Consider the following 20,918-nt stretch of genomic DNA (forward strand, 5'->3'; position numbering starts at 1 on the left):
CCTTATGAAACACAATTCTCTTTCTTTACTTTGCTGGTTTATTATGGCTTGCGGATTATTTCCGCTCTCTGCGCAGCAAAAGAACCTGTTGACAATCCCCGAACCGGGGGAGAAGACCCTGGTCAATTCCGGATGGCTGGCACGCAAGGCTAATGAGATGAAAACGGACGGAAATACCCTGAGCACCGCCCCTTTGGATAAAGCCGGTTGGATGCCCGCCCGTGTACCCGGAACCGTCCTGACAACCCTTCTCGAAAACAATCTCTATCCTGCTCCCGAATTCGGCATGAACAATAACCTAATCCCCGATATCTATGAAGCAGGCAATGATTTCTACACCTACTGGTTTGTCTGCCAATTTGAAACACCTACCCTGCAGGAAGGACGGACTGTCTGGCTGAACTTCCGTGGTATCAACTACAAAGCCGAACTGTTTATGAACGGTAAACGGCTCAATAATACGACCCACGAAGGAATGTTCCTGCGGAAATCATTCGATATAACAGATCATCTTCGGAAAGAAGGAACGAACATCCTGGCCGTCCTCGTCTATCCCCCCACTTATCCGGGAGATCCGAATGGCGGACAAGGCGGCGACGGACTCATCGCCCGCAACAACACCATGCAATATACCCCCGGTTGGGACTGGGTACAACCGATCAGGGATCGTAATACCGGTATCTGGGATGAAGTATCGATCACTACCACCGGTGCTGTTACCGTCCGGTCACCTTATGTTGTAACGAAGGTTCCGGGTGTCCGTTCACCGGAGAAAAAAACACAGGAAGATGCCTTTGTAAAGACTTCGGTAGAGGTTGAGAATATAACAGAAACGCCGCGTAAAGGCGTATTGATTTGTGAAACGAATGGAATGCGTCTGACCGAGCAACTTACCTTGTCTCCCTATGAAAAGAAAGAAGTACAATTCACCCCGTTGAAAATAAAAAATCCACGCCTGTGGTGGCCGAACGGAATAGGAGAGCAACCCCTTTACGACATGCATATCTATTTCGAGTCGGATAACCGGATCAGCGATAGCGAACATTTAAAATACGGTATCCGTGAAATCACAAGCGATAAATGCCCCGACAATGGCGGCCGTCGTTTCTTCGTCAACGGACAGAAGATCTATATGACAGGGGGAAATTATATCTCCTCCGACTGGCTTCTCCGTCTTTCCCCCGAACGCTACCGCGATGAAGTCCGTTTCCATGCCGAAATGAACCTGCGCATGATCCGTGTCTGGGGTGGTGCCCTGCTCGAACGTCCCGAATTCTATGCCGCCTGTGATGAGTTTGGAATATTGGTATTCCAGGATCTCTGGGGAAGCGGCGATTGCAACGGTGCCTGGGAAGACCCGATGAAAACCGACTCACGCCAGCGTCGCTGGGAATACCCCGATAATCACGATCTCTTTATCGCCTCGGTAGAAGACCAGGTAAAAATGATACGTAACCACCCGAGCCTTTGCCTGTGGTGTGGAGCCAACGAATGGCCTTTGGCAAAGAACATCGACAAACAGTTGAAAGAAAAAGTATTCCCCCAACTCGATCCCGAACGCCTTTTCGTCAGCTATTCGACCGACTCCCTCTTTACCCGCAACCTCTTGGGTGATAATGGCGACGGCCCTTACGGTATCCAGGAGCCGGAATGGTTCTTTACGTTCCGTTCACATCCGTTCAATCCCGAAGCCGGCTCGGTCGGTTCGCCCGAAGTAGAGAGCATGCGGGAGATGATGACGGAAAGAGATCTGGCAGGCTTTCCTCGGAAAGGTTTTACCCGTAATGCCACCTGGCGTTATCATCGTGACCTGGGTTATCAGGATCATTTGGAACGTTACGGTGAAGTGAAGGACATCGAAACCTATTGCAAATACGCCCAGGTTGTGAACTATGACCAATACCGCAGTTTCATGGAAGGCTGGGGGTCTCACCTGTGGGACTGGTACACCGGCATACTGATCTGGAAAACCCAGAATCCGTGGACTTCCCTTCGTGGCCAGATGTACGACTGGTTCCTCGACGTCAACGCTTCCCTTTATGGTACACGTAAAGGATGCGAACCCCTGCATCCCTTCTATAATCCCGTCACCCGGCAGGTAGAGTTGTTGAATACCACCTTGTCCGATTACCCGGATTTGATTGTAAATGCCCGTATCTACAACACCGGCGGTAAACTTTGTTGGGAAAAGGAAATAAATCCGAAGGCAAAAGCCAATACGGTAGAGCCCTTGTTTGATGTTTCTGTCCCGGAAGAGATACAAGGTGTTTATTTTCTCCGCCTGTCTATGCAAACGGCCGAGCCCACTCTGCCTTCCAATGCAGACGCTGTATTACCGGAAACACCGAATATCTATTGGCTGACTACGCTCCCGAAAGATTATTCCGGCTTGACCCGTTTGCCTGAAGCAAAGCCTGAAGTAAAAGTCTCCCTGCAACGCGAAGGAACAACCTATTCCGGTGTCATATCGCTCCATTCGGAAACAAATATCTCTTTTTTCAACCGCATCAAAGTGTTGGATAAAGAAACCGGAAAGCGCATCCTTCCCGTTCATTATTCGGATAATTATGTCACGCTTATGCCGGGTGACTATTCTACTTTTAAGATCAGCTTCACCACCTCTTTACCCGAAGACCGGATACAGGTAGTGGTTGATAGTTGGACGTCAGAGCGGATTGTGACTACGGTAAGTTACTTCTAAACGGCAGTTTCGCTCTGCCGGACAAGGCAGATCCTCTTTTTTTGTTTACTTTTGTTGCAATTAATCTAAAAAGGAAAAGATATGAAAAGGTTTTTAATGGTAATGGTCGCTGTGATAACGCTCTTCACATTCAGCAGTTGCAGCGAGACGAAAGAATCGTATGTGAAGGACTTCACAAAGTTTATCGAGAAGGTGAAGAAAGAAGCTGACAACTATAAGGCTGCCGACTGGGAGAAGGTAGAAAAGACATTCACTGAATTTGCCGTTACCAAATACGACAAATACAGCCCCGAACTGACTACCGACGAGATGTTCGAACTCACCAAGCTGAAAGCGGAGTATATCACCATCCAGGCAAAGCACGGCATCAACAATGCCATCAAAGAGGGGCAAAAGGCACTCGATAGTTTAGTGAAATAACGGATAAAGATAATTCCAATCCAAAAAAAGAATATCTTTGCATAAGTATGTAACCAATTAAACTGAAAAAGTTATGAGCGAGAAAGACGATTTGATTTACGACGAAGACGAATCTGTAAAATTTATTCAGAACTATCTTCCGCAGGAGTTGAAAGGAAAATTCAGTAACGACGATATCAATTATATTGTAGACCTGATCTACGATTTCTACGAATCACGCGGTTATCTGAACGATGATGCCGACGATAACACCGATATCGAAATCGACGAAGACGAATTGATCGAATATGTAATCAAAAACGCACAGAAGGATGGCGTAGGCAAATTCGATGCCGAAGCGATCAGCTTTATCGTGCAGGGCGAACTTGAATATTGCGATTCTATCAACATGTTCGATTGATAAACTGTTATATTCATATAAGGTTTATAAAAGAGTAAAAAAATCATGAAGAGTTTTAAGTTATTATCAATACTGCTATGTATGGCAGTAGTATTTACAAGTTGCGGGACATGGACAAATACAGGTAAGGGAACAGCCATCGGTGTAGGTGGCGGCGCTGCTGCCGGAGCCGGGATCGGTGCATTGGCCGGTAATACGGCCTTAGGTGCTGTTATCGGTGCTGCCGTAGGTGGTACGGCCGGAGCCCTGATCGGTAAGAAGATGGACAAACAGAAGAAGGAACTCGAAGCGACTTTGCCACCCGAAACCACTGTGGAGACAATCAACAATGGCGAGGCTTTGAAGGTGACTTTCGACTCTGGTATTCTATTTGCAACCAACTCGAGTACATTGAGCGATGCTTCACGCAGCGCACTGCGTAAACTGGCTGTCAGCCTGAATGAGAACCCGGATACCGACATCAAGATCGTTGGTTATACCGACAACACCGGTAAGGTAGATTATAATCAGACATTATCTGAAAAACGTGCCAAAAGCGTTTACGATTATCTGATGGTCGACCAGGGTGTAAGCGGCCGCCGTATGGAGTATGAAGGTAAAGGCGTTCACGACCCTGTTGCCAGCAACGACACTCCGGAAGGACGTTCACTGAACCGCCGTGTGGAAATCCTGATCCTTGCCAACGAAAAGATGGTACAGGATGCACAGCAAGGTACCTTGAAGTAAACTAGCAAATACGCTAAATAGTGACGCAGGCTCACGCAGAGATATCCTAAATGGATGATCTGCAGGAGCCTGCGTTTTTTTGTGCGGTCTCGTTTAACTATCGTTTAGAAGCGTTTTGAAGTCTTACTACAAGTTAATTAACACAGCCAAAATAACATCAAAGAGAACCTTTTTTAATTTTTTGTTGTTTCATGGATAACTTATATATAAGCACAAATAATAGTATAAACTGTTTTAAACGTTAAAATGAGATGAAAAAGATTATTCCTTTTTTCTTGTTGATCCTTTTACTGGCATCCTGTCAGAAAGATCCGGATATGTCTAAACTGGACAATGATTTTGTGGTGTACACGGATCACGATAGCAAGGCGGACTTTAAGTCCTTCACTACATTCTATGTACCCGATAGCGTGCTGTTAATCGGCAGTAGCGAAAAAACTCAGTACTGGACAGCCACCGAAGCCGACGATATCATCACAACATTGATCGGTAATATGGAAAGCCGTGGTTACACCCGTACGATGGATAAAGAAAGCGCCGACCTGGGTTTGCAGGTATCTTTTGTAGAAAATGTAAATTATTTTACAAACTGGTATAATGATTATAACAACAACTACTGGTGGTGGGGTTACCCAGGTTATTGGACACCGAATTACTGGAGACCGGGATGGGGCCCAAGCTGGGGTTATGACTGGCACGATTGGTATTATCCGTATGCAACTGTCTACAGCTATAGTGTAGGTTCACTGCTTGCTGAAATGGTAGACCTGAAATCGCCGACTCCAAAAGCAGATACTAAACTGCCGGTTATCTGGACGGCTTATATGTCCGGCTTATTGTCAGGTTCTGACAAGGTAGATACTCAGTTATGCATCCGTGCCCTCGATCAGGCATTTGTTCAGTCTTCTTATATCAGGAAATAATTAAACGCGAATCAGTAAAATTTGAGTCTTATGAAAAAGATAAATAAATCAATAAAATTAGTCGCTTTACTTATCGCCTGTTTAGCGATGCCTTCTCTGGCTGGCGCCCAGGTTGTAAACAATATGTATTTCAATATCGACTGGGATATTAACACTCCGTTCGGCAATGATTTTGCAGATAAGACAAGCGGCTGGGGTGCTCATGGTGAAGCCGGTTATTATGTAGTTCCTAACTTTGCAGTAGGTGCCTTTATTTCTTATCACACGAATAATAAATATATCGATCGCCAGACTCTTTCTGTAGGTGAAACATCAGCTATCACATCCGATCAGCAGCACTCTTTGTTCCAGTTGCCTTTCGGTGCGGCTTTCCGCTATAGCTTTACCCGCGAAGGTCTGTTCGAACCTTATGTATCAGCTAAATTAGGTACCGAGTACAGCGAAATGTCAACTTATATGAATGTAATGAAAGTATACGACCGTCAGTGGGGATTTTATGTAGCTCCCGAAGTCGGTATGAATATTTTCTTTACTCCGGAAAAGAAATTCGGTTTGCACGTAGCCGCTTACTATAATTATGCAACAAATAAAAGTAAAGTCCTGACTTATTCTATGGATGGAATAAATAACTGGGGCGTACGCTTTGGTGTTGCATTCTAAACCAGAAGTTTGTTCTTTTAAGTGTTTTATGTAGTTTATTAAAGAAAACGGGAAGACTGCAGCGGCAGCTTCCCGTTCTTTTTTTTCATAGATGATCCCAAACGGCTCCCGGCCTGTCCAGATTTTCCGATACATGACGTAGTTGTTCCCGTCGGTCGGCAATACGGACAAGATGGGATAAGCGTTTTTCTTTATTTCCGGAAGGAGTTTTTAATAACCGGGTAACCTCTTTTTGTATATCCCTGAGGATACGGTTTTCGGAGTAGAGGAATAACAAACGGGTCAGATAGATATCCCGTACATTGGACGCTCCCGGGTAAAGTAACCCGAATGCCGCTTCTTCCTCCTGGAATATCCGGTCATATTCCGTATGCAGTTCGCCGGCTATCCTTTTTAATGCCGGTGACAGGTTAGACTCCAAATGTCCTTCTGCCTTCGCCCTCAAAATCAGTTACAGCAAATACATCAGCGAAGTCAACGGCGACAACCGCGAAGCGTATCGGCGAATGCTGGTTTCGATTTGCCGGTCGATCGGAAAATTAATTCATTCTGTATACAAATAGCTATGACAAGCGTCATGAACATAAACATAAAAGTCCATGATAACCTCATGAACCTGATCGCTAATCATTACGTCCATATCGCTTATTTTTGGAAATCTCTATGAATCCGTTCTAAGATAAGTCTTTTGGATTCTTCTAAAGGCATCCCGTGTTTTAGGGCTTCAGCTCTTGACATATAAGGATAAGATGTTTGGTATGTAGCTTCCGGTTCTTTTACCGAAGAAGCGTCATTCTCTGCAATGGGATATTCATTCAATTTTTTCATAAGACAATATTTTTACTTGGTTATTATGCAAAGATAAGATAATTCTATTAATCCGTAATCATTTTTCAATCATTAATTTTCAATCAATCATGAATGTTCTTGAAACGATTCTTGCCTTCCTCACCAGTCTTGCCCGGATCATCTTTCCCCGCAAGCGAAAGCCGGCAGCCGGCGACTGCCCTTGTCCCCATCCCTATCCTCGTCCTCTTCCTGATGGCGATCACCCTGCTGTCTCTCCTGATGGAACAAACGGAAGTGACCCTGACAGCGATCGGAGCGATACTCTCGCTCTCCGGCAAGGTGACTGGGGACTCCGTTCCGATATCCAACCTATAGACATAGCCGGTTATTGCCTGATGGCTGCCGGGGGCATCGGGTGTTTGTATAAACTGTTTATCATATGAGTTGGGTAGATAATTACCCTCTATGTTTCATCATCCTAGAAAACTTATGGAAGCATGGACTCTATAATATTTGGAACTTCAGCCCGAACGACAGGCTCAGGTAGTCTTTCGGTTTGAGGTATTTGTTTCCGAATTTGCTGAGGAGATATAAGTCGCAGGTACTGAGTTCGTAAAAGAGGGTGACGGATTTATGCCATCGCCCAGGATTGTTGAATTTGAAGGTGACGCGTTCGCCCAGGAAGATGTGGGTACGTATCCGTGTCGGGAAGAAGTAATATCCGTCGGGGTATTTGCCGGGGCTATGTACCCAGTAATCCCGGTCGAGCAGGGTGCTGATATACAAACCTGTTGTCAGTGGTTCGAAATCGATGCTTTTATGTAAAGGAACCCGCCAGGGGATATAATTCTGCTTCAGTGTAAAGGTTGCCATTGCATGGCGTCTTTTGGCACTTTCCGCACTCAGATTACGGGTCGATTTGGGTACGAACCCGAATAACAGGTCTGTCTCCCAGTGATGGCGGTAATAATCCCATCCCAATCCGAAAGAGAACATACCTATGGAGCCTGCAAATTGTATTTTGCTGTATCGTGGGATCAGATTCTCCCAGAACGAGGTATATCTTTCCATATGCCTTTCATACAAGGTAGGAACAGGAATGCTATCTTGCGCATTGATGCAAAATGAGAAGGACAAGAATAGAAACAGTAGGAGATATTTAGTATTTAATGATTTCATATGAATAGCCATCCGGTGTTATAGTGTAGATAAGATAAGTTCGTTTCCCGATATTGTCACAGCCATAATAGATAATCCCGTCATTGAACAGGTCGCGTGCTTTAAAACTATGTTCATGCGCATGTAAGCAGAAAAGGGGAGAGGGAAACTCCCTGATCTTTTCCTGGAATATATCCGATACATTGTTGTTAAACTGGTCGCTTCCCGGTGGAACGTGCATGACGAAGACAGTACGTTTATCCTCTTCCGTCGTCTCTTTGAGCTGTTCCTTGATAAAGGTAAAGTTGGGTACCGGTGTAGAGTAGTCGTATTCAAGCGCATTCGTATTCAGGCAGATGAAACGGATATTTCCTCCATTTGAAGGGGAACCTCCTGCACGGAAGGAGAAATTCTCGTCACCATATAAATCCTCATATACCAGGTCGCCTTTACCGATAATGTCATGGTTGCCGATCAGGGCTATGTAAGGTACATTCAGTTTGGACAGGATAGAATGTTGGAGAAGGTATTCCTTTTTGATACCGAAATCAGTCAGGTCTCCGCCGTGAATAACGAAATCGATGGAGTCCTGCCGGTTGACGTGTTTCACGAAGTCGTCAGTTTCATCGTACCAGCGTTGTGTATCTCCGATAAAGACGAAACGGATCGTATCTTTATTCATGCAGGCATTTTCTATCCTGGCAATATTTGTTGCATTGATGTCTTTGTCTTCTTTATCTGATATTCTTCCGTCATACGGGTGATAATCGATCAGATCACACGAGGTAAGTGTGATAAGCAGCAGTAAAGCGTATTTTTTTATCATAATAAAGCCCTATCTTTTTTCTTACAAAGATAGGGCGACTTTTATTTTTGGAAAGGTCTCTATTGAACTTTTGATGGTCGAAATACCTATAGGCCGAACGTTTGTTCCAACTCTGCGAAGTCGGTGATCACGAGGTCTGCCGTTTCATTTCCTTCGTATTCGCTCCAACCGATACTTTTCAGCCAGATCGTTTTACAGCCGATGGAAGTGGCAGGAACGATGTCTTTGTCGTAAGAATCACCGATCACGACAATCTCTTCTGCCGGTAGTAATAGGTCTTTTACACCTAACCGGAATATCGCCGGGTCGGGTTTACGGATGCCGACTACAGCCGATTCGACGATCGATTGGAAATAACAATCCAGATGAAAGTCTTTCAATACAGCTTCGACATTCCCATAGAAATTGGATACCAGTACCAGCGGGTATTTTCGGGATAGAGCGGCGAGTATGTGACGGGCCGAGTCTATCGATTTACGGGCATAGGCGTAGCACCAGTCTGCCAGCCGCTGTTTTAATCCGGGAGTGGCCAGTTCTTCCGGAAGAAAATCACCGGCTTTAAGCCATTCGATTTGCAAGTCCGTTTTCAGGCGCAGCATATCGAGGAAGGTGTGATGCGGTTGTACGATCGGATTTTTGCCCAGAGTCCGTTCGCCATGCACATAGGCTTCGCGGAAGGTTTCTTTGCTTACCGGCACTTCTTCCGCCTGGTAAGCCATCCAGATCACTTCAGCCCAATGCATGCCGTTGCTGTCGATGGTACCGCCGTAATCGAAAATGATCCCTTTGATCTTGTCTGATTCGAACATATTAATTATGATTTTGATTCAAGTTCTTTCGTAAATACCGTGCAAAAATGCTCGTGCGTATATATCATATATACCAGCATTATATTCAGAACAGTTATTTCAAATGCGAAATACAACCAGGGCATATCGATAAACAAGCTGATGAATAATGCGATTACGCGTGTGTTGAATGACAGCATATTCGTATATTTCATCATCGGAAGGCTCTTCTTGCGGAAGGCCTGGCGGAACCATTTCGGTGCCTCGTCATGATATTGGGTACGGATGATGTTCATCATCTTCTGGAACTTAGGACTCAAAGCTTCCTGCCCGACTGTATAGTTAATATAGAACGTTTCGAAAAGCTTGTAGATAAAATCCTTTTTCCAGCTCATAGTCTTGTATTTCTCTTTTAGAATAGGAGAGTAGGACAGTTCGCTTCCGGCTTTCCCCTTGAGGAATAGCAAATGAATGTTCCGGTAGTAATCGGCCATAGCCGCCTGTTTACTATGGAAAAAACCGGTGATAGCGGCAAATATCCATATCCAGATCCCCCATTCCGGGGTAAGGCGGAGGCAGATAGCGGCATAGATAGCTATGAACCAGCAGTCGCCGGCAGCTCCGTCAAGGATACGTCCCAGTGGCGTCTTTTTACCGGTCATGCGGGCCAGCTGTCCGTCTGCACTGTCGTAGGAGTTAGCCCATACAAGCAGCAGCATACCTATTACATTGATCGTCAGGCTCTGGAAATAGAAGCAGACACCTGCCGCAATCCCAATGAATATGCTGGCAACGGTGATGGCATTGGGCGATACTCCCAGTTTGTTGAAGAACAAAGCCCAACGATAACCTATCGGGCGATAGAAATGAATATCGATAAACTCTTCCGTATCTAATGACTTGAGAGTCGATTCTATATTGGGTTTCTGTTTTGCTCCTTCCATTATTTGTTGATTAAGTTATAGATGCGGCGGGCTATCCGGGGAGCAGCTTCGTCTCTGCAAGGGGCAAAGCTTGGCCAGTCGTTGAAATCGATCAACCGGATGGAACCGTCTTCGGATATGATGCAGTCGCCACCATAAATATGTATATTCAGTACTTCCGCAGCCTGACTGCAAAGCTGCAGCAGCTTTGGCTCGTCGAACGGAATGCCTTTGGCCGTTCCGTTTATTTGTTCTAAACCGAATTTGCTGTGATGCTGGTTGGATGGATAGAACCAGTAAAAGAAATCGGTTCCGGTCACTCCATAGAACTTGACCAGATCGCCTACCAGATGTTCATTGATCACAGCTGTTTTTATTCCGCGGATAGCGTATTCTTTCAGAATTGTTTTGGCTTCTTCCGGGTTCCTTACGTACGTGACATCTTCCCGGTGGATCGCATGGAAATCACCGCGTTTGATCCAGCTTGTATAGAAACCGGCTTCTTCGAGCGCAGCGGTCGGATCTTCATCGGTAGGAAGGATCAGGCTGGCAGGATGTGAGATGTTGTTCGACATTAACAGGCGGGTCATTTTCTCGCGTGTACAGTTTTCAATCCCATAACCGGAGTTGATAACGGTGTACCCCTCGTCTTCCATTTGCTGAAGCTTATGGATGGAAGTCCAGTTACGTACCATATTGAAGATGGCTGTTTCCTCAAAGTTACGTATAATCAGGTCTGATTCTATGTATTCGTTTACTTCACATCCCAGATCGCGCAAATGCTGAACGGTCAGCGAAAAGATGGCGGCATCGTTTCCAATATGATTGGGGGAGAATTGATTTTCCCGACGGATACCTGCTATTGTTAGTTTACTCATTGTTTAATCTTTTAAAAACTCTTCGGCCTTTTTGATATCTTCTGCGTGGTCGACATCTACGATTTTGCTGAACGGGTAGGCTTTCAGCCTTAAGCCTTCGGCTATAAGCTGACGCTGATAGTTGCGCATGCGCGACATACCCTGTTCGATAGCGTTGTTCAGAACGGTAAGTCCGGAACGTCTCAGGCAGTAGATCCCGCCGGATATGTAAGTACATGCGGGCTCTCCCTGTTTGTCTAAAAAGCCGCGGATCATTAAATCGTTGTCTGTATCTACGTATAAAGGTTTTTCGTCATCGATAAAATCGGTTACGGCCATCAGACCGTCCAACCGGCTTTCTTTCAGGAATTCTTGTATATATCCACTGAATTCATCTTCCTTGAAAATGGTATCGACAGTTGTCAGGCAGATATTGTCGCTGTCCAGGTAATGGCTGAGCTCGTGAAAACTGTGCATCGAACTGGGGGTGGACTTTACCAGCAGGTAGAAGGGAACCGGAAGTTCCAGCTTCTGCAGGTGCTCCTGTACTTCTGTCATTTCCTCATTTACAATAATACTAATAGAAGACGCATCATTTTTCAGGAAGACATTGATCAGACGGTCTATCAGAGTTATCCCATTTAGCTGTACTAAAGGTTTGGGCCATTTAACACCTTCTTGCACCAACCGGGAACCCTCGCCTGCTGCAATGATTGCATAATCCATATTCAGAATTTGTTTGAATTAAAAAGAGTGATATACGAAAAGAATTTCTTCTTTCTGTGAGAAGGCAAGCTTTTCACGGAAAGAAGAAACCTTTATTTCTGTATGTGTTTTATTAATCCAGATAACTGGGCGCTTTTTCACCGATCATATCACGCAGCGTCTGTTTAACCATTCTCCATTGCTGGAACAGGTCGTGAACAGGCTGGTGTTCGAAATCATGCATCGGGCTTTTGCAGAAGAATGACAACCAGGTCTGGATACCTGACATACCGGCACGCATGGCAAGGTCACTGAACAGCACCAGGTCGAGCGCGATAGGAGCGGCAAGGATAGAGTCGCGGCAAAGGAAGTTTACCTTGATCTCCATCGGATATCCCATCCATCCGAAGATGTCGATGTTATCCCATGCTTCCTTATTGTCTTTACGCGGCGGATAGTAGTTGATACGTACCTTATGATATACGTCTCCATAAAGATCCGGGTATTTTTCAGGTTCGAAGATGTTGTCGATTACCGACAGCTTACTTACTTCTTTTGTTTTGAAGTTTGCAGGATCGTCGAGTACTTCGCCGTCGCGGTTTCCTAAGATGTTGGTAGAGAACCAACCGCTTACACCCAGCATACGTGTCTTGAACATCGGAGCGAGTACGGTTTTCATCAATGTCTGTCCGCTCTTGAAGTCCTTACCGGAAATAGGCACATTCATCTGTTTGGAGAATTCCCACATGGCAGGCGTATCTACGCACAGGTTAGGAGCACCCATGATGAACGGAGCGCCTTCTGCGATGGCTGCATAAGCGTAGCACATACTAGGAGAGATTGCTTCCGTGTTGTTTTCTTTCATTGCCTTTTCCAGTGCAGCAAGCGACATATGTTCTTCTGACAGAGGAATGTAAATTTCAGTACTTGCAGCCCATAGCACAGCCATACGTTCGCAGTTGTTGGCTGCTTTGAAATCGCGGATGTCCTGGCGGATCTGCTCTACCATATCCCAACGGGAAGTGGTTTGTTTGATATGTGTACCGTTTAAGCGTTTGGCCCAATTGTGATCGAAGGCAGCCGGCATTGGTTTGATAGCTTCCAGCTCGTCTTTTACAGTGTTCAGGTCTTTCTCTTTCAATACTTCAGCATACATGGCAGCTTCGTATGCGTTATCGGAGAATATATCCCATCCGCCGAATACGATATCGTTCAGGTCTGCCAAAGGAACAATGTCCTTGATTGCTTTCTCTTCTCCATTTTCCAAACGCATGGTCGCCATTTCAGCGATCGATCCGATTGGTTTGGCTAACCCTTTACGGGCGGCTAATGTTCCTGTTATCATAGTGGTAGAGACTGCACCACCTACACCCACAACGAGAATGCCAAGTTTACCCTTGGCATCTTTTACTTCGATTTTTTCCATGTCAATTCAAGTTCAAAAATAATTGTGCAAATTTAGCCCTTCTTATTTGGATTAAAAAGGATAAATATGCGATATAATTGGTCAAAAATACTATAATTTCCATTAACTTGTCCGGATATATCTGTTAAAGTATGACTTCGTAGAAATCTGTTTTATCCGGATGTATTGTAATATGGCGGTTCGGCTATATGCTTCATGCCCTGTTTTTTATGTTACAAAATTATAAAATGTAAATTAGGTGGCAAATAAATTCGTTATTATGATGATTTATCAAATAAAAATACTTTTCTTTGTCCCAAGTGAACAACATAGTTTTCAGAAATAGCTCTTTTATCTCCGATGTAATATTCAAAAATGAATTTATTTTGTAGTAATCGACCTTTCCAAGATTATTTGTTTCCCTTTTTTATTAATTATTTTATATCATTTTTGTATGAATATTTACATTGGTAACCTGAATTACCGGGTTAGAGAATCTGATTTACAGCAGGTTCTGGAAGAGTATGGAGTTGTAGAATCAGTAAAGTTAATCATTGATCGCGACACTAACAGATCTAAAGGTTTTGCATTCGCTGAGTTCACTAATGAAAGCGAAGCAAGAAATGCGATCAAAGAATTGGACGGTGCTGAATACGAAGGTCGTCAGATGGTTGTTAAAGAAGCTACTCCGAGACGTTGAGCTAGTTTTAACAAATAGGATATTAAAAGGGATATGGAAGGTAAAACTTCCGTATCCCTTTTTATTTATGCCGATAATTTCTTACGTTTGCTGCAAATTTAGAAAACAAATGAAAATGATAACTCTTGTGCTTATGGGTTTGTTAGCCATACAAACTGTCTCTGCACAAATCCCCGAACGTGTATTTAAATCGGATCACCGGATTGATCCGGATAAGAAAGGGCAATTATCCGTAGAACTGGATAATATAAGTTTCTTTAAGGACAATGAATATTCAGGCTCTATCATGAAGGGGTATTCCTTGCCCGGATTATGGGTTCAGCCTAAAGTGGTATTTTATCCGTTAAGTAATATCAAGCTTGAGGTCGGTGCACATATGTTGCGTTACTGGGGAGCTACAAAATATCCGAGCCTGGCTTATCAGGACATCGCGGCCTGGAAGGGGAACCAGTATCAGCATGGCTTTCATGTGCTTCCTTTTTTTCGTGCGCAGATGGCATTGTCGGATCATGTAAATATCGTATTGGGAGATATTTATGGGGGAGCGAATCATAACCTTATCGAACCCTTGTATAATCCCGAACTGAACCTGACCGCCGATCCTGAAGCCGGCTTGCAACTGCTGTATGATTCCCGCCGGTTCGACCTGGATGTGTGGGTGAACTGGGAAAGCTTTATATTTCATGGCGATACGCATCAGGAAGCGTTTACAGTCGGACTATCGGCCCGATATAAGTTGAATGATCCGGAGTCGCGTTTTCATTTCTATATGCCGTTGCAGGGGCTTGCTCAACATAGAGGAGGGGAGATCGATACGATCTACACGAATTCCGTCCAGACCCTGATGAACGGGGCTGTTGGTGCCGGGGCTGTCTGGAATACCGGTAATCCGATAGTTAAAAATGTGAACCTGGAGTTTGATGTGGCCGGTTATTACCAGCAAGCCGGCGACTTATGGCCTTATGGTAGCGGATCCGGTTTTTATGTCCGGGCTTCTGCCGATATTTATGATTTCCGTGTAAAGACCTCTTATTGGAACAGTAATAAATTCATCTCGATGTTCGGCAGTCCTTTTTATGGTGCAATGTCGACAGCTACGGAAGGTGTAAGGTTCGACGGGCAAAATTTGGTATATCTGGGACTGGAATACTCCCGGAGCTTCGGAAAAGGCTTTTCCGTGGGTGTAGATGTTGATGTCTATCAACATCTGTCTGTCAACATGTATGAGCAGGGAGTTGACGGAATCCGTAAATCCGGTAGTGCTACCAGTTTCTCTGCCGGGATTTATTTCCGGATAAATCCGTCATTCCTGATCAAAAGCTTTTAATTAAGCTTCGTCTTTGCTTCTTTCTGATAGGATTCAAGCAGGTAGATCGTTTTAGCTAATGAAGGGAAGATCGGGAGGATTACCGGTCTTTCCGGATTCCATTCGGGATCTTCCGTGATCATCGCTGATAAGCTTCCTGCATGCATTAACACTGTTTTTGCATCTGTAACGGCCGTAATGAAATAACGATTCTCTGCTGGTAGCAATACAAAATGTCCTTCGTTTAGTTCTATGGCCGGTGTCGATGTCGTTGAGCTGATAAGAAGTTTTCCGACTGTAACAAAAAGTAATACATTACCAATCGACTCCGTGTCGTATGCTACTTCTTTTGCTTTGACTTCTTTACATTCGAACTGATTAAAAAAATTCTTCATAAAAAAATATTACTCGTTCAGTATTGCTTCAGACTGCCTGTCGGGTAGATATTGAAGCATACCTTTGGAGTATTCTATCTGATGTTTACCATTTTCATCGGAGTAGATAACATAATATTCAATACCGGGAATGTTTTTGGCTGCCTGGCGTGCTTTTTCAAGTCCCATCGCCATGAAAGCAGTTGCATAGGCATCTGCCGTGATGCAGTCGTCTGCAACGATTGTTGCGCTTAAGATATTTTGTTCAGACGGATATCCTGTACGCGGATCGATTGTATGCGCGTATTTTTTGCCGTCTTTTACATAATAATTCCTGTAATTACCGGAAGTGGCAACGCCGCCTTTTTTGCATAGCTGAACTACTTCGTCTATCTCATTTTTTATTCCGGTGGAATCGTCTTCCGGTTTGTTGATACCGATGAGCCAGCAGTCTCCGTTCTGATTGACCCCTTTCATTGCTACTTCTCCGCCGATTTCAACCATATAATTCTTTACGCCTTCGCGTTCGAGCAGACGGGCGATTATATCGCTGGCGTATCCTTTAGCGATGGCAGAACAGTTCAGTAAGATACGCGGATCGTCTTTAACGACCTGTCGTCCGTTTAGTTTTACTTTCTGATAACCGACAAACTGTTTGATACTGTCGATCATTAGCGGAGTTACACTGTCCATCTTGCTGAAGCCGAATCCCCAAAGATTAATCAGCGGGGCACAGGTAATGTCGAACAGGCCTTCGGAGTTATTGGAGACTTCTGTAGCCTTGTTGAATACCTCGATAAACCAGTCGTCTGCTTCTACAGGTTCGTTCCGGTTCACTTTGGCTATGATAGAGTTCGGGTTGAACGGGTTCAATGAAAGATTAAATTTCTGGAATTCAGCGTCAATCTTTTCTGTCAGTAACTCAGGGGCCTCGTACTTGATATGGTAGAGCGTATGAAATACGGAACCACTCTCTTCAAAATATTGTTTCTGGTTTGTACAAGCAGTGAAAACAAGTATCCATAGACTTGCCAGAAAGCCGATTTTCTTATACATCTCTTTTAAATTTTAGGTCGGCAAAGATACTAAAATTTATTGTATTTCAACTAATATCAAATGTTTAAGCGTTTCTGTTCTCCATATAAGCCCCTTTCATGGGCGAAGTGCTGTTGTGCGTAAATATATCGAGAATGCCATGCGTATGGCGGGAAGCGGGCTTACTCCATAGCGTACGGCGTTCCGAAAGTATACGGTCTACCTCTTCCGGAGTCTGTTGTACACCGTTCGTTCCTGTTATCTCCAGCTTGCGTGCCGGAATATCGATATGGATCAGATCGCCGTCTTCAACCAGGGCAATAGGGCCACCTTCGTGTGCTTCCGGTGAGACATGGCCGATAGCCGGGCCACGGGTTGCACCGGAAAAACGTCCGTCGGTAATAAGGGCAATGCTTTCCGCCAGTTCCGGATCGGATGCGATCGCTTCCGTTGTATAGAACATTTCGGGCATACCGCTTCCTTTCGGGCCTTCATAGCGGATAAAGACGGCATCGCCCGGATGGATATCTTTTTGCAATACGGCTTGTAATGCCTCTTCTTCGCTGTCGAATACACGTGCTGTCAACGTGGCTTGCATCAGGTTGGGGGAGATGGCGGCGTGTTTTACTACGGCTCCTTCCGGGGCAAGGTTCCCTTTTAATATGGCAATCGCTCCTTGTTTGCGGATCGGATTATCGAAAGGCTTGATAATATCGCCGACCTTCACTCCGAGTGGCGGCAGATATTTACGGCATCCATCATAAAAGCCGTTCTGACGGAGAGTTTCCAGGTTTTCTCCCAGGCATTTACCTGTAACGGTTCGTACATCCAGGTTCAGGACATCTTTCAGTTCCTCCATGATGGCTGGAACACCGCCTGCATACCAGAAATATTCGCCCGGCCAGAATCCGCTTGGACGTATATTCAGCAGAAAAGGAATTTTCCGGTGTATTTCATCGAATAGTTCGGGGGGAAGCTGGATGCCCAGTTCGTGTGCGATAGCCGGTAAATGTAGCAGGCTGTTACTCGATCCGGCTATGGCGGCATGTACCATGATCGCATTTTTAAAGGCGTCGATAGTAAGAATGTCGGAAGGAAGTAATTCTTCTGATCCCAGTTCAACGGCACGTTGGCCGGCACGACGGGAAGTCTCTTTTAAATAATGTATATGGGTAGGGATCAGAGCCGAGCCGGGCAAAGCGATACCTAATGCTTCGGCCATCACCTGCATGGTGGAAGCTGTTCCCATAAACGAACAAGCACCGCAGGACGGACAAGCATCCTTTTTATAAGCCAGGAATTGCTCTTCGCTGATCTCCTTACGCTCGTATTGTGCGTTGTATTTGCCTATCTGTTCCAATGTCAGGAGATTGGGGCCGGCTTTCATGATTCCGCCGGGCACAAGTATAGCCGGCATATTCAGGCGAGCAATAGCCATCAGGTGAGCCGGTACGGATTTATCGCAGCTGGTGATGAATACCCCGGCATCGAACGGAGTCGCTTTTACATGTATCTCCATCATGGCGGCCATGATGTCGCGCGATACCAGCGAGTAATTCATTCCATCGTGTCCCTGTGCTTCGCCGTCGCAGATGTCGGTTACATAATAATTGGCTGCCCATCCTCCGGCGTCGCCAACGCCTTTTCCGGCTTCTTCGACCAGTGTGTTCAGGTGGGCACTGCCGGGGTGGCTGTGTCCGTAACTGCTTTCAACGATGATCTGGGGCTTGCTGAGGTCATCGATGCTCCATCCGCTACCAAGGCGGAGTGAGTCGATTTCCGGGGCTAGTCTGCGTAACTCCTGGCTTTTCATAATGGTATCTCTTAACTGAAGAACAAATGTTCTATTAATATTTTAGCTCCGATGCCGATCAGTATCAATCCTCCGATCAGGTCGAGTTTTAAGTCGACCTTGCGTCCGAAACGGCTTCCGAAGTAAACACCGGAAACGGACATCAGGAAAGTGACGATACCGATCAGGGATGCTTGTATGACAATATCCGATTTAAGAATTGCCAGTGATATGCCGATTGCCATCGCATCGATGCTCGTAGCAATGGCTAGCCCGAACAATGTCTTGTTGCAAAGCGGATTGGCTTTACATTCTTCATCCTCTTCCTGTGTACTGTCGTAAATCATTTTACTTCCCAGGTACAATAAAAGAATGAAAGCGATCCAGTGGTCGAAAGCCGTAATATATCTCTGGAACCCGATCCCTGCCAGATAACCCAGAACTGTCATTACCGCTTGTGTGATCCCCATAAAAGAGCCTATCTTAACCATATTGCATACGGTGCATGTACGTATCATTGCACCGCCGGTCACAGACACGGCTAAACTATCCATCGATAAACCGATAGCTAGTAACACTATTTCTATAATTGACATAACTTAAAAGTTTCCCTTTTGCTAACCTTTAGCGTCGCCTTCCTTTTCTTTCGGAGTCCGGGCGAATAACTCCGGAATACGTATTTATATTTCCGTTTCTATCTTGTAATTATTCCGGTTAGGTGCATTTCTGGATATCAGCTCGCCGATAAATCCGGCAAGGAACATCTGTGTTCCCAATATCATTGCGGTAAGCGAGATATAGAAGAAAGGTGAGTTCGTCACAAGCGGACGCAAATCACCGGAGAACATCGAGATCAGTTTCATGCTCAGCACGATCACCAACGCTATAAAACCGATAAAGAACATAACGCTTCCCCACAAACCAAAGAAATGCATCGGCTTCTTTCCGAACTTGGAAGTAAACCACAGTGTAATTAAATCGAGGTAACCGTTCACGAAGCGGTTCAACCCGAACTTAGTAGTACCGTATTTGCGTGCCTGGTGTTGCACGACCTTTTCGCCGATCTTATGAAAACCTGCGATCTTAGCCAGATAAGGAATATACCGGTGCATATCGTTATACACTTCTATATTCTTTATTACAATATTCTTATATGCTTTCAGTCCACAGTTGAAGTCATGCAGGTTGTTTATCCCCGAGAACTTGCGGGCTGTTGCGTTGAACAGCTTGGTAGGTATTGTTTTCGATAATGGATCGTAGCGTTTCTTTTTCCATCCGGAAACGAGGTCGTAACCGTCTTCCTTGATCATACGGTACAGTTCGGGGATCTCGTCCGGACTGTCTTGCAAGTCGGCATCCATCGTTATGATCACATCCCCTTTGGCACGCTGGAAACCGCAGTGCAACCCGGGTGACTTACCATAATTACGACGGAACTTAACGCCTCTGACGCATGTGTTCTTTTGTTGTAACTCTTCGATTACTTCCCATGAGTTGTCCGTACTCCCGTCATTTATAAATATAACTTCGTAAGTAAAGTTATTTTCTTTCATTACCCGCTCAATCCATGCTTCCAGCTCGGGAAGTGATTCAGCTTCGTTATACAACGGAATAACTACTGATATGTCCATTATTTGTCTTGTTTCTCCTTGTTATGCTTGTCCGACATTTCCGGTTTCATTATTTCTGCATAAAATGGCAGCTACCGGGATAGAAAGTATGATGCCGTAAAATATATTGTTAAAGATACCTTGAATAGCCATATGGATAGGAGTGAAGTTTGTTTTTCCGACAGCCTCCATTACTTCGGTACTCACCTGTGAGTCTTTCAGTACATCTATCATTTGGTTGATCGAGTTCGACAGGAAGTCGGCAGGTGCGATGAACTGGAAAAACACAAAGTGCTCCAGTGCAACGATCAAAGCTGCGAAGAAATACAGCATCGTACCGAAACGCCAGGCGTGGAAGAAGCTGATTGTTCCTCCGATATCTTGTTTATATCGTTTGGTCAGATAGTAGGCGATAAACGGAACGAGCAGTGTCAACCCCAGATAAACAATATTAAGAGAGGGCACTGTATTACTGAAAATAAAGAACAGATACTTTATCACCCAGAAAATACCCATGACCAGGCCATAAGTCATCGCGCTTTTTAATAGTAAACCTTTATTTTCTTCCATGTATATTGCTGTTTTAATGTTTACATCAGCAAAATTAATCCTTTTGCAAGAATATGCAATTATGATAATAAAAAAAAGAGGAAGTTTACATAAATAAACTTCCTCTTTTGGAGAGCCTCTTGTCGGATTCGAACCAACGACCCCGAGATTACAAATCACGTGCTCTGGCCAACTGAGCTAAAGAGGCAGGTGGGTAAGCTTACTACATCGCGCCGCTACAACCAAGTACCCTTGCTGCGGTCAAGCCCTG

Annotated in this window: 24 protein-coding genes, 1 tRNA gene and 1 pseudogene; 10 read left to right on the forward strand and 16 right to left on the reverse strand. The window is 44.9% G+C overall.

Going from position 1 to position 20,918, the window contains the following annotated elements; translation table 11 throughout:
- Positions 1–4 precede the first annotated feature (4 nt).
- From HMPREF1536_RS01700 to HMPREF1536_RS01725, 6 genes are all read left to right on the forward strand, one after another.
- Positions 5–2,701, forward strand: coding sequence for a glycoside hydrolase family 2 protein (locus tag HMPREF1536_RS01700; RefSeq protein ID WP_028730407.1), 2,697 nt, complete (start codon positions 5–7; stop codon positions 2,699–2,701).
- A gap of 81 nt (positions 2,702–2,782) precedes the next feature.
- On the forward strand, positions 2,783–3,121 hold the full coding sequence (locus HMPREF1536_RS01705; RefSeq protein WP_028730408.1) for a DUF6565 domain-containing protein: 339 nt from the start codon (positions 2,783–2,785) through the stop codon (positions 3,119–3,121).
- A 73-nt stretch (positions 3,122–3,194) separates the two neighbouring features.
- Positions 3,195–3,521 (forward strand): hypothetical protein, encoded by a 327-nt coding sequence (locus HMPREF1536_RS01710; RefSeq protein ID WP_028730409.1) that lies wholly within the window; start codon positions 3,195–3,197, stop codon positions 3,519–3,521.
- 45 nt (positions 3,522–3,566) lie between these two features.
- On the forward strand, positions 3,567–4,247 hold the full coding sequence (locus HMPREF1536_RS01715) for a YiaD family glycine zipper/OmpA-like lipoprotein (RefSeq protein ID WP_028730410.1): 681 nt from the start codon (positions 3,567–3,569) through the stop codon (positions 4,245–4,247).
- A 251-nt stretch (positions 4,248–4,498) separates the two neighbouring features.
- Entirely contained in the window at positions 4,499–5,170 is a 672-nt protein-coding gene (locus tag HMPREF1536_RS01720; RefSeq protein ID WP_028730411.1) for a DUF4136 domain-containing protein, read from the forward strand.
- 30 nt (positions 5,171–5,200) lie between these two features.
- Entirely contained in the window at positions 5,201–5,830 is a 630-nt protein-coding gene (locus HMPREF1536_RS01725; RefSeq protein WP_028730412.1) for an outer membrane beta-barrel protein, read from the forward strand.
- A gap of 85 nt (positions 5,831–5,915) precedes the next feature.
- Here HMPREF1536_RS01725 and HMPREF1536_RS01730 read toward each other — a convergent pair whose 3' ends face one another.
- Positions 5,916–6,275: a hypothetical protein gene (locus tag HMPREF1536_RS01730; protein WP_147337549.1), complete on the reverse strand. Its 360-nt coding sequence runs from the start codon at positions 6,273–6,275 to the stop codon at positions 5,916–5,918.
- On the opposite strand from HMPREF1536_RS01730, the pseudogene HMPREF1536_RS28055 reads away from it, so the two are divergent.
- A pseudogene (locus tag HMPREF1536_RS28055) lies at positions 6,256–6,393 on the forward strand (glucosaminidase); the annotation flags it as partial. The gene HMPREF1536_RS01730 and the pseudogene HMPREF1536_RS28055 overlap by 20 nt on opposite strands.
- 82 nt (positions 6,394–6,475) lie before the next feature.
- Here the strand turns inward: HMPREF1536_RS28055 and HMPREF1536_RS01735 are convergent.
- Complete coding sequence (locus HMPREF1536_RS01735) at positions 6,476–6,658, reverse strand: hypothetical protein (RefSeq protein WP_028730414.1); 183 nt, start codon at positions 6,656–6,658, stop codon at positions 6,476–6,478.
- Between the two features lie 89 nt (positions 6,659–6,747).
- On the opposite strand from HMPREF1536_RS01735, the gene HMPREF1536_RS01740 reads away from it, so the two are divergent.
- The gene (locus HMPREF1536_RS01740; RefSeq protein ID WP_028730415.1) at positions 6,748–7,062 is read left to right on the forward strand and encodes a hypothetical protein; all 315 of its coding nucleotides are present in this window, start codon (positions 6,748–6,750) and stop codon (positions 7,060–7,062) included.
- Positions 7,063–7,123: 61 nt separating this feature from the next.
- Here the strand turns inward: HMPREF1536_RS01740 and HMPREF1536_RS01745 are convergent, their stop codons facing one another.
- From HMPREF1536_RS01745 to HMPREF1536_RS01775, 7 genes are all read right to left on the reverse strand, one after another.
- Complete coding sequence (locus tag HMPREF1536_RS01745) at positions 7,124–7,810, reverse strand: hypothetical protein (RefSeq protein WP_081693448.1); 687 nt, start codon at positions 7,808–7,810, stop codon at positions 7,124–7,126.
- Positions 7,779–8,603 carry a metallophosphoesterase family protein gene (locus tag HMPREF1536_RS01750; RefSeq protein WP_044193727.1) on the reverse strand — a complete coding sequence of 275 codons (825 nt, stop codon included), beginning with the start codon at positions 8,601–8,603 and terminating at the stop codon, positions 7,779–7,781. Before HMPREF1536_RS01750 ends, HMPREF1536_RS01745 begins: the two co-directional genes overlap by 32 nt.
- A gap of 86 nt (positions 8,604–8,689) precedes the next feature.
- Complete coding sequence (locus HMPREF1536_RS01755) at positions 8,690–9,412, reverse strand: HAD family hydrolase (protein WP_028730418.1); 723 nt, start codon at positions 9,410–9,412, stop codon at positions 8,690–8,692.
- Between the two features lie 5 nt (positions 9,413–9,417).
- On the reverse strand, positions 9,418–10,335 hold the full coding sequence (locus tag HMPREF1536_RS01760; RefSeq protein ID WP_028730419.1) for a CDP-alcohol phosphatidyltransferase family protein: 918 nt from the start codon (positions 10,333–10,335) through the stop codon (positions 9,418–9,420).
- Positions 10,335–11,192: a hypothetical protein gene (locus HMPREF1536_RS01765; RefSeq protein WP_028730420.1), complete on the reverse strand. Its 858-nt coding sequence runs from the start codon at positions 11,190–11,192 to the stop codon at positions 10,335–10,337. Before HMPREF1536_RS01765 ends, HMPREF1536_RS01760 begins: the two co-directional genes overlap by 1 nt.
- A 3-nt stretch (positions 11,193–11,195) precedes the next feature.
- Positions 11,196–11,897: a nucleotidyltransferase family protein gene (locus HMPREF1536_RS01770; RefSeq protein WP_028730421.1), complete on the reverse strand. Its 702-nt coding sequence runs from the start codon at positions 11,895–11,897 to the stop codon at positions 11,196–11,198.
- Between the two features lie 112 nt (positions 11,898–12,009).
- On the reverse strand, positions 12,010–13,302 hold the full coding sequence (locus tag HMPREF1536_RS01775) for an inositol-3-phosphate synthase (RefSeq protein WP_028730422.1): 1,293 nt from the start codon (positions 13,300–13,302) through the stop codon (positions 12,010–12,012).
- Between the two features lie 433 nt (positions 13,303–13,735).
- Between HMPREF1536_RS01775 and HMPREF1536_RS01780 the strand changes: the two genes are divergently transcribed.
- Positions 13,736–13,981: an RNA recognition motif domain-containing protein gene (locus tag HMPREF1536_RS01780; protein WP_028730423.1), complete on the forward strand. Its 246-nt coding sequence runs from the start codon at positions 13,736–13,738 to the stop codon at positions 13,979–13,981.
- A gap of 109 nt (positions 13,982–14,090) precedes the next feature.
- Positions 14,091–15,308: an LpxZ family protein gene (locus HMPREF1536_RS01785; protein ID WP_028730424.1), complete on the forward strand. Its 1,218-nt coding sequence runs from the start codon at positions 14,091–14,093 to the stop codon at positions 15,306–15,308.
- On the opposite strand, the gene HMPREF1536_RS01790 is transcribed toward HMPREF1536_RS01785, so the two are convergent.
- The 7 genes from HMPREF1536_RS01790 to HMPREF1536_RS01820 all read right to left on the reverse strand — a co-directional run bounded on the left by HMPREF1536_RS01790 (position 15,305) and on the right by HMPREF1536_RS01820 (position 20,855).
- Positions 15,305–15,682 (reverse strand): hypothetical protein, encoded by a 378-nt coding sequence (locus tag HMPREF1536_RS01790; RefSeq protein WP_028730425.1) that lies wholly within the window; start codon positions 15,680–15,682, stop codon positions 15,305–15,307. The two genes, HMPREF1536_RS01785 and HMPREF1536_RS01790, sit on opposite strands and share 4 nt — an antisense overlap.
- A 9-nt stretch (positions 15,683–15,691) precedes the next feature.
- On the reverse strand, positions 15,692–16,717 hold the full coding sequence (locus tag HMPREF1536_RS01795) for an FAD:protein FMN transferase (RefSeq protein WP_028730426.1): 1,026 nt from the start codon (positions 16,715–16,717) through the stop codon (positions 15,692–15,694).
- Between the two features lie 64 nt (positions 16,718–16,781).
- A complete protein-coding gene (gene ilvD / locus HMPREF1536_RS01800) occupies positions 16,782–18,509 on the reverse strand; it encodes a dihydroxy-acid dehydratase (protein WP_028730427.1) in 1,728 nt (575 codons plus the stop codon).
- Positions 18,510–18,520: 11 nt separating this feature from the next.
- Positions 18,521–19,084 carry a manganese efflux pump MntP gene (locus HMPREF1536_RS01805; protein ID WP_028730428.1) on the reverse strand — a complete coding sequence of 188 codons (564 nt, stop codon included), beginning with the start codon at positions 19,082–19,084 and terminating at the stop codon, positions 18,521–18,523.
- An 84-nt stretch (positions 19,085–19,168) separates the two neighbouring features.
- Positions 19,169–20,119, reverse strand: a complete 951-nt coding sequence (locus tag HMPREF1536_RS01810) for a glycosyltransferase family 2 protein (protein ID WP_028730429.1) — start codon at positions 20,117–20,119, stop codon at positions 19,169–19,171.
- Positions 20,120–20,140: 21 nt separating this feature from the next.
- Entirely contained in the window at positions 20,141–20,668 is a 528-nt protein-coding gene (locus HMPREF1536_RS01815; protein ID WP_028730430.1) for a DUF4199 domain-containing protein, read from the reverse strand.
- 113 nt (positions 20,669–20,781) lie between these two features.
- Positions 20,782–20,855, reverse strand: a tRNA-Thr gene (locus tag HMPREF1536_RS01820).
- Positions 20,856–20,918 lie beyond the last annotated feature (63 nt).

The sequence above is a fragment of the Parabacteroides gordonii MS-1 = DSM 23371 genome, from assembly GCF_000969825.1.
GTDB lineage: Bacteria > Bacteroidota > Bacteroidia > Bacteroidales > Tannerellaceae > Parabacteroides > Parabacteroides gordonii.

Bases quoted from the DNA above. Each gene is read 5' to 3' on its own strand.
- HMPREF1536_RS01700 (WP_028730407.1), top strand. From the start codon at position 5: ATGAAACACAATTCTCTTTCTTTACTTTGCTGGTTTATTATGGCTTGC.
- HMPREF1536_RS01725 (WP_028730412.1), top strand. From the start codon at position 5,201: ATGAAAAAGATAAATAAATCAATAAAATTAGTCGCTTTACTTATCGCC.
- HMPREF1536_RS01780 (WP_028730423.1), top strand. From the start codon at position 13,736: ATGAATATTTACATTGGTAACCTGAATTACCGGGTTAGAGAATCTGAT.
- HMPREF1536_RS01760 (WP_028730419.1), bottom strand. From the start codon at position 10,335: ATGGAAGGAGCAAAACAGAAACCCAATATAGAATCGACTCTCAAGTCA.
- HMPREF1536_RS01775 (WP_028730422.1), bottom strand. From the start codon at position 13,302: ATGGAAAAAATCGAAGTAAAAGATGCCAAGGGTAAACTTGGCATTCTC.
- HMPREF1536_RS01750 (WP_044193727.1), bottom strand. From the start codon at position 8,603: ATGATAAAAAAATACGCTTTACTGCTGCTTATCACACTTACCTCGTGT.
- HMPREF1536_RS01720 (WP_028730411.1), top strand. From the start codon at position 4,499: ATGAAAAAGATTATTCCTTTTTTCTTGTTGATCCTTTTACTGGCATCC.
- HMPREF1536_RS01715 (WP_028730410.1), top strand. From the start codon at position 3,567: ATGAAGAGTTTTAAGTTATTATCAATACTGCTATGTATGGCAGTAGTA.
- HMPREF1536_RS01755 (WP_028730418.1), bottom strand. From the start codon at position 9,412: ATGTTCGAATCAGACAAGATCAAAGGGATCATTTTCGATTACGGCGGT.
- HMPREF1536_RS01805 (WP_028730428.1), bottom strand. From the start codon at position 19,084: ATGTCAATTATAGAAATAGTGTTACTAGCTATCGGTTTATCGATGGAT.
- HMPREF1536_RS01815 (WP_028730430.1), bottom strand. From the start codon at position 20,668: ATGGAAGAAAATAAAGGTTTACTATTAAAAAGCGCGATGACTTATGGC.
- HMPREF1536_RS01785 (WP_028730424.1), top strand. From the start codon at position 14,091: ATGAAAATGATAACTCTTGTGCTTATGGGTTTGTTAGCCATACAAACT.
- HMPREF1536_RS01735 (WP_028730414.1), bottom strand. From the start codon at position 6,658: ATGAAAAAATTGAATGAATATCCCATTGCAGAGAATGACGCTTCTTCG.
- HMPREF1536_RS01810 (WP_028730429.1), bottom strand. From the start codon at position 20,119: ATGGACATATCAGTAGTTATTCCGTTGTATAACGAAGCTGAATCACTT.
- HMPREF1536_RS01795 (WP_028730426.1), bottom strand. From the start codon at position 16,717: ATGTATAAGAAAATCGGCTTTCTGGCAAGTCTATGGATACTTGTTTTC.
- ilvD (WP_028730427.1), bottom strand. From the start codon at position 18,509: ATGAAAAGCCAGGAGTTACGCAGACTAGCCCCGGAAATCGACTCACTC.
- HMPREF1536_RS01745 (WP_081693448.1), bottom strand. From the start codon at position 7,810: ATGGCTATTCATATGAAATCATTAAATACTAAATATCTCCTACTGTTT.
- HMPREF1536_RS01705 (WP_028730408.1), top strand. From the start codon at position 2,783: ATGAAAAGGTTTTTAATGGTAATGGTCGCTGTGATAACGCTCTTCACA.
- HMPREF1536_RS01765 (WP_028730420.1), bottom strand. From the start codon at position 11,192: ATGAGTAAACTAACAATAGCAGGTATCCGTCGGGAAAATCAATTCTCC.
- HMPREF1536_RS01770 (WP_028730421.1), bottom strand. From the start codon at position 11,897: ATGGATTATGCAATCATTGCAGCAGGCGAGGGTTCCCGGTTGGTGCAA.
- HMPREF1536_RS01710 (WP_028730409.1), top strand. From the start codon at position 3,195: ATGAGCGAGAAAGACGATTTGATTTACGACGAAGACGAATCTGTAAAA.
- HMPREF1536_RS01790 (WP_028730425.1), bottom strand. From the start codon at position 15,682: ATGAAGAATTTTTTTAATCAGTTCGAATGTAAAGAAGTCAAAGCAAAA.
- HMPREF1536_RS01740 (WP_028730415.1), top strand. From the start codon at position 6,748: ATGAATGTTCTTGAAACGATTCTTGCCTTCCTCACCAGTCTTGCCCGG.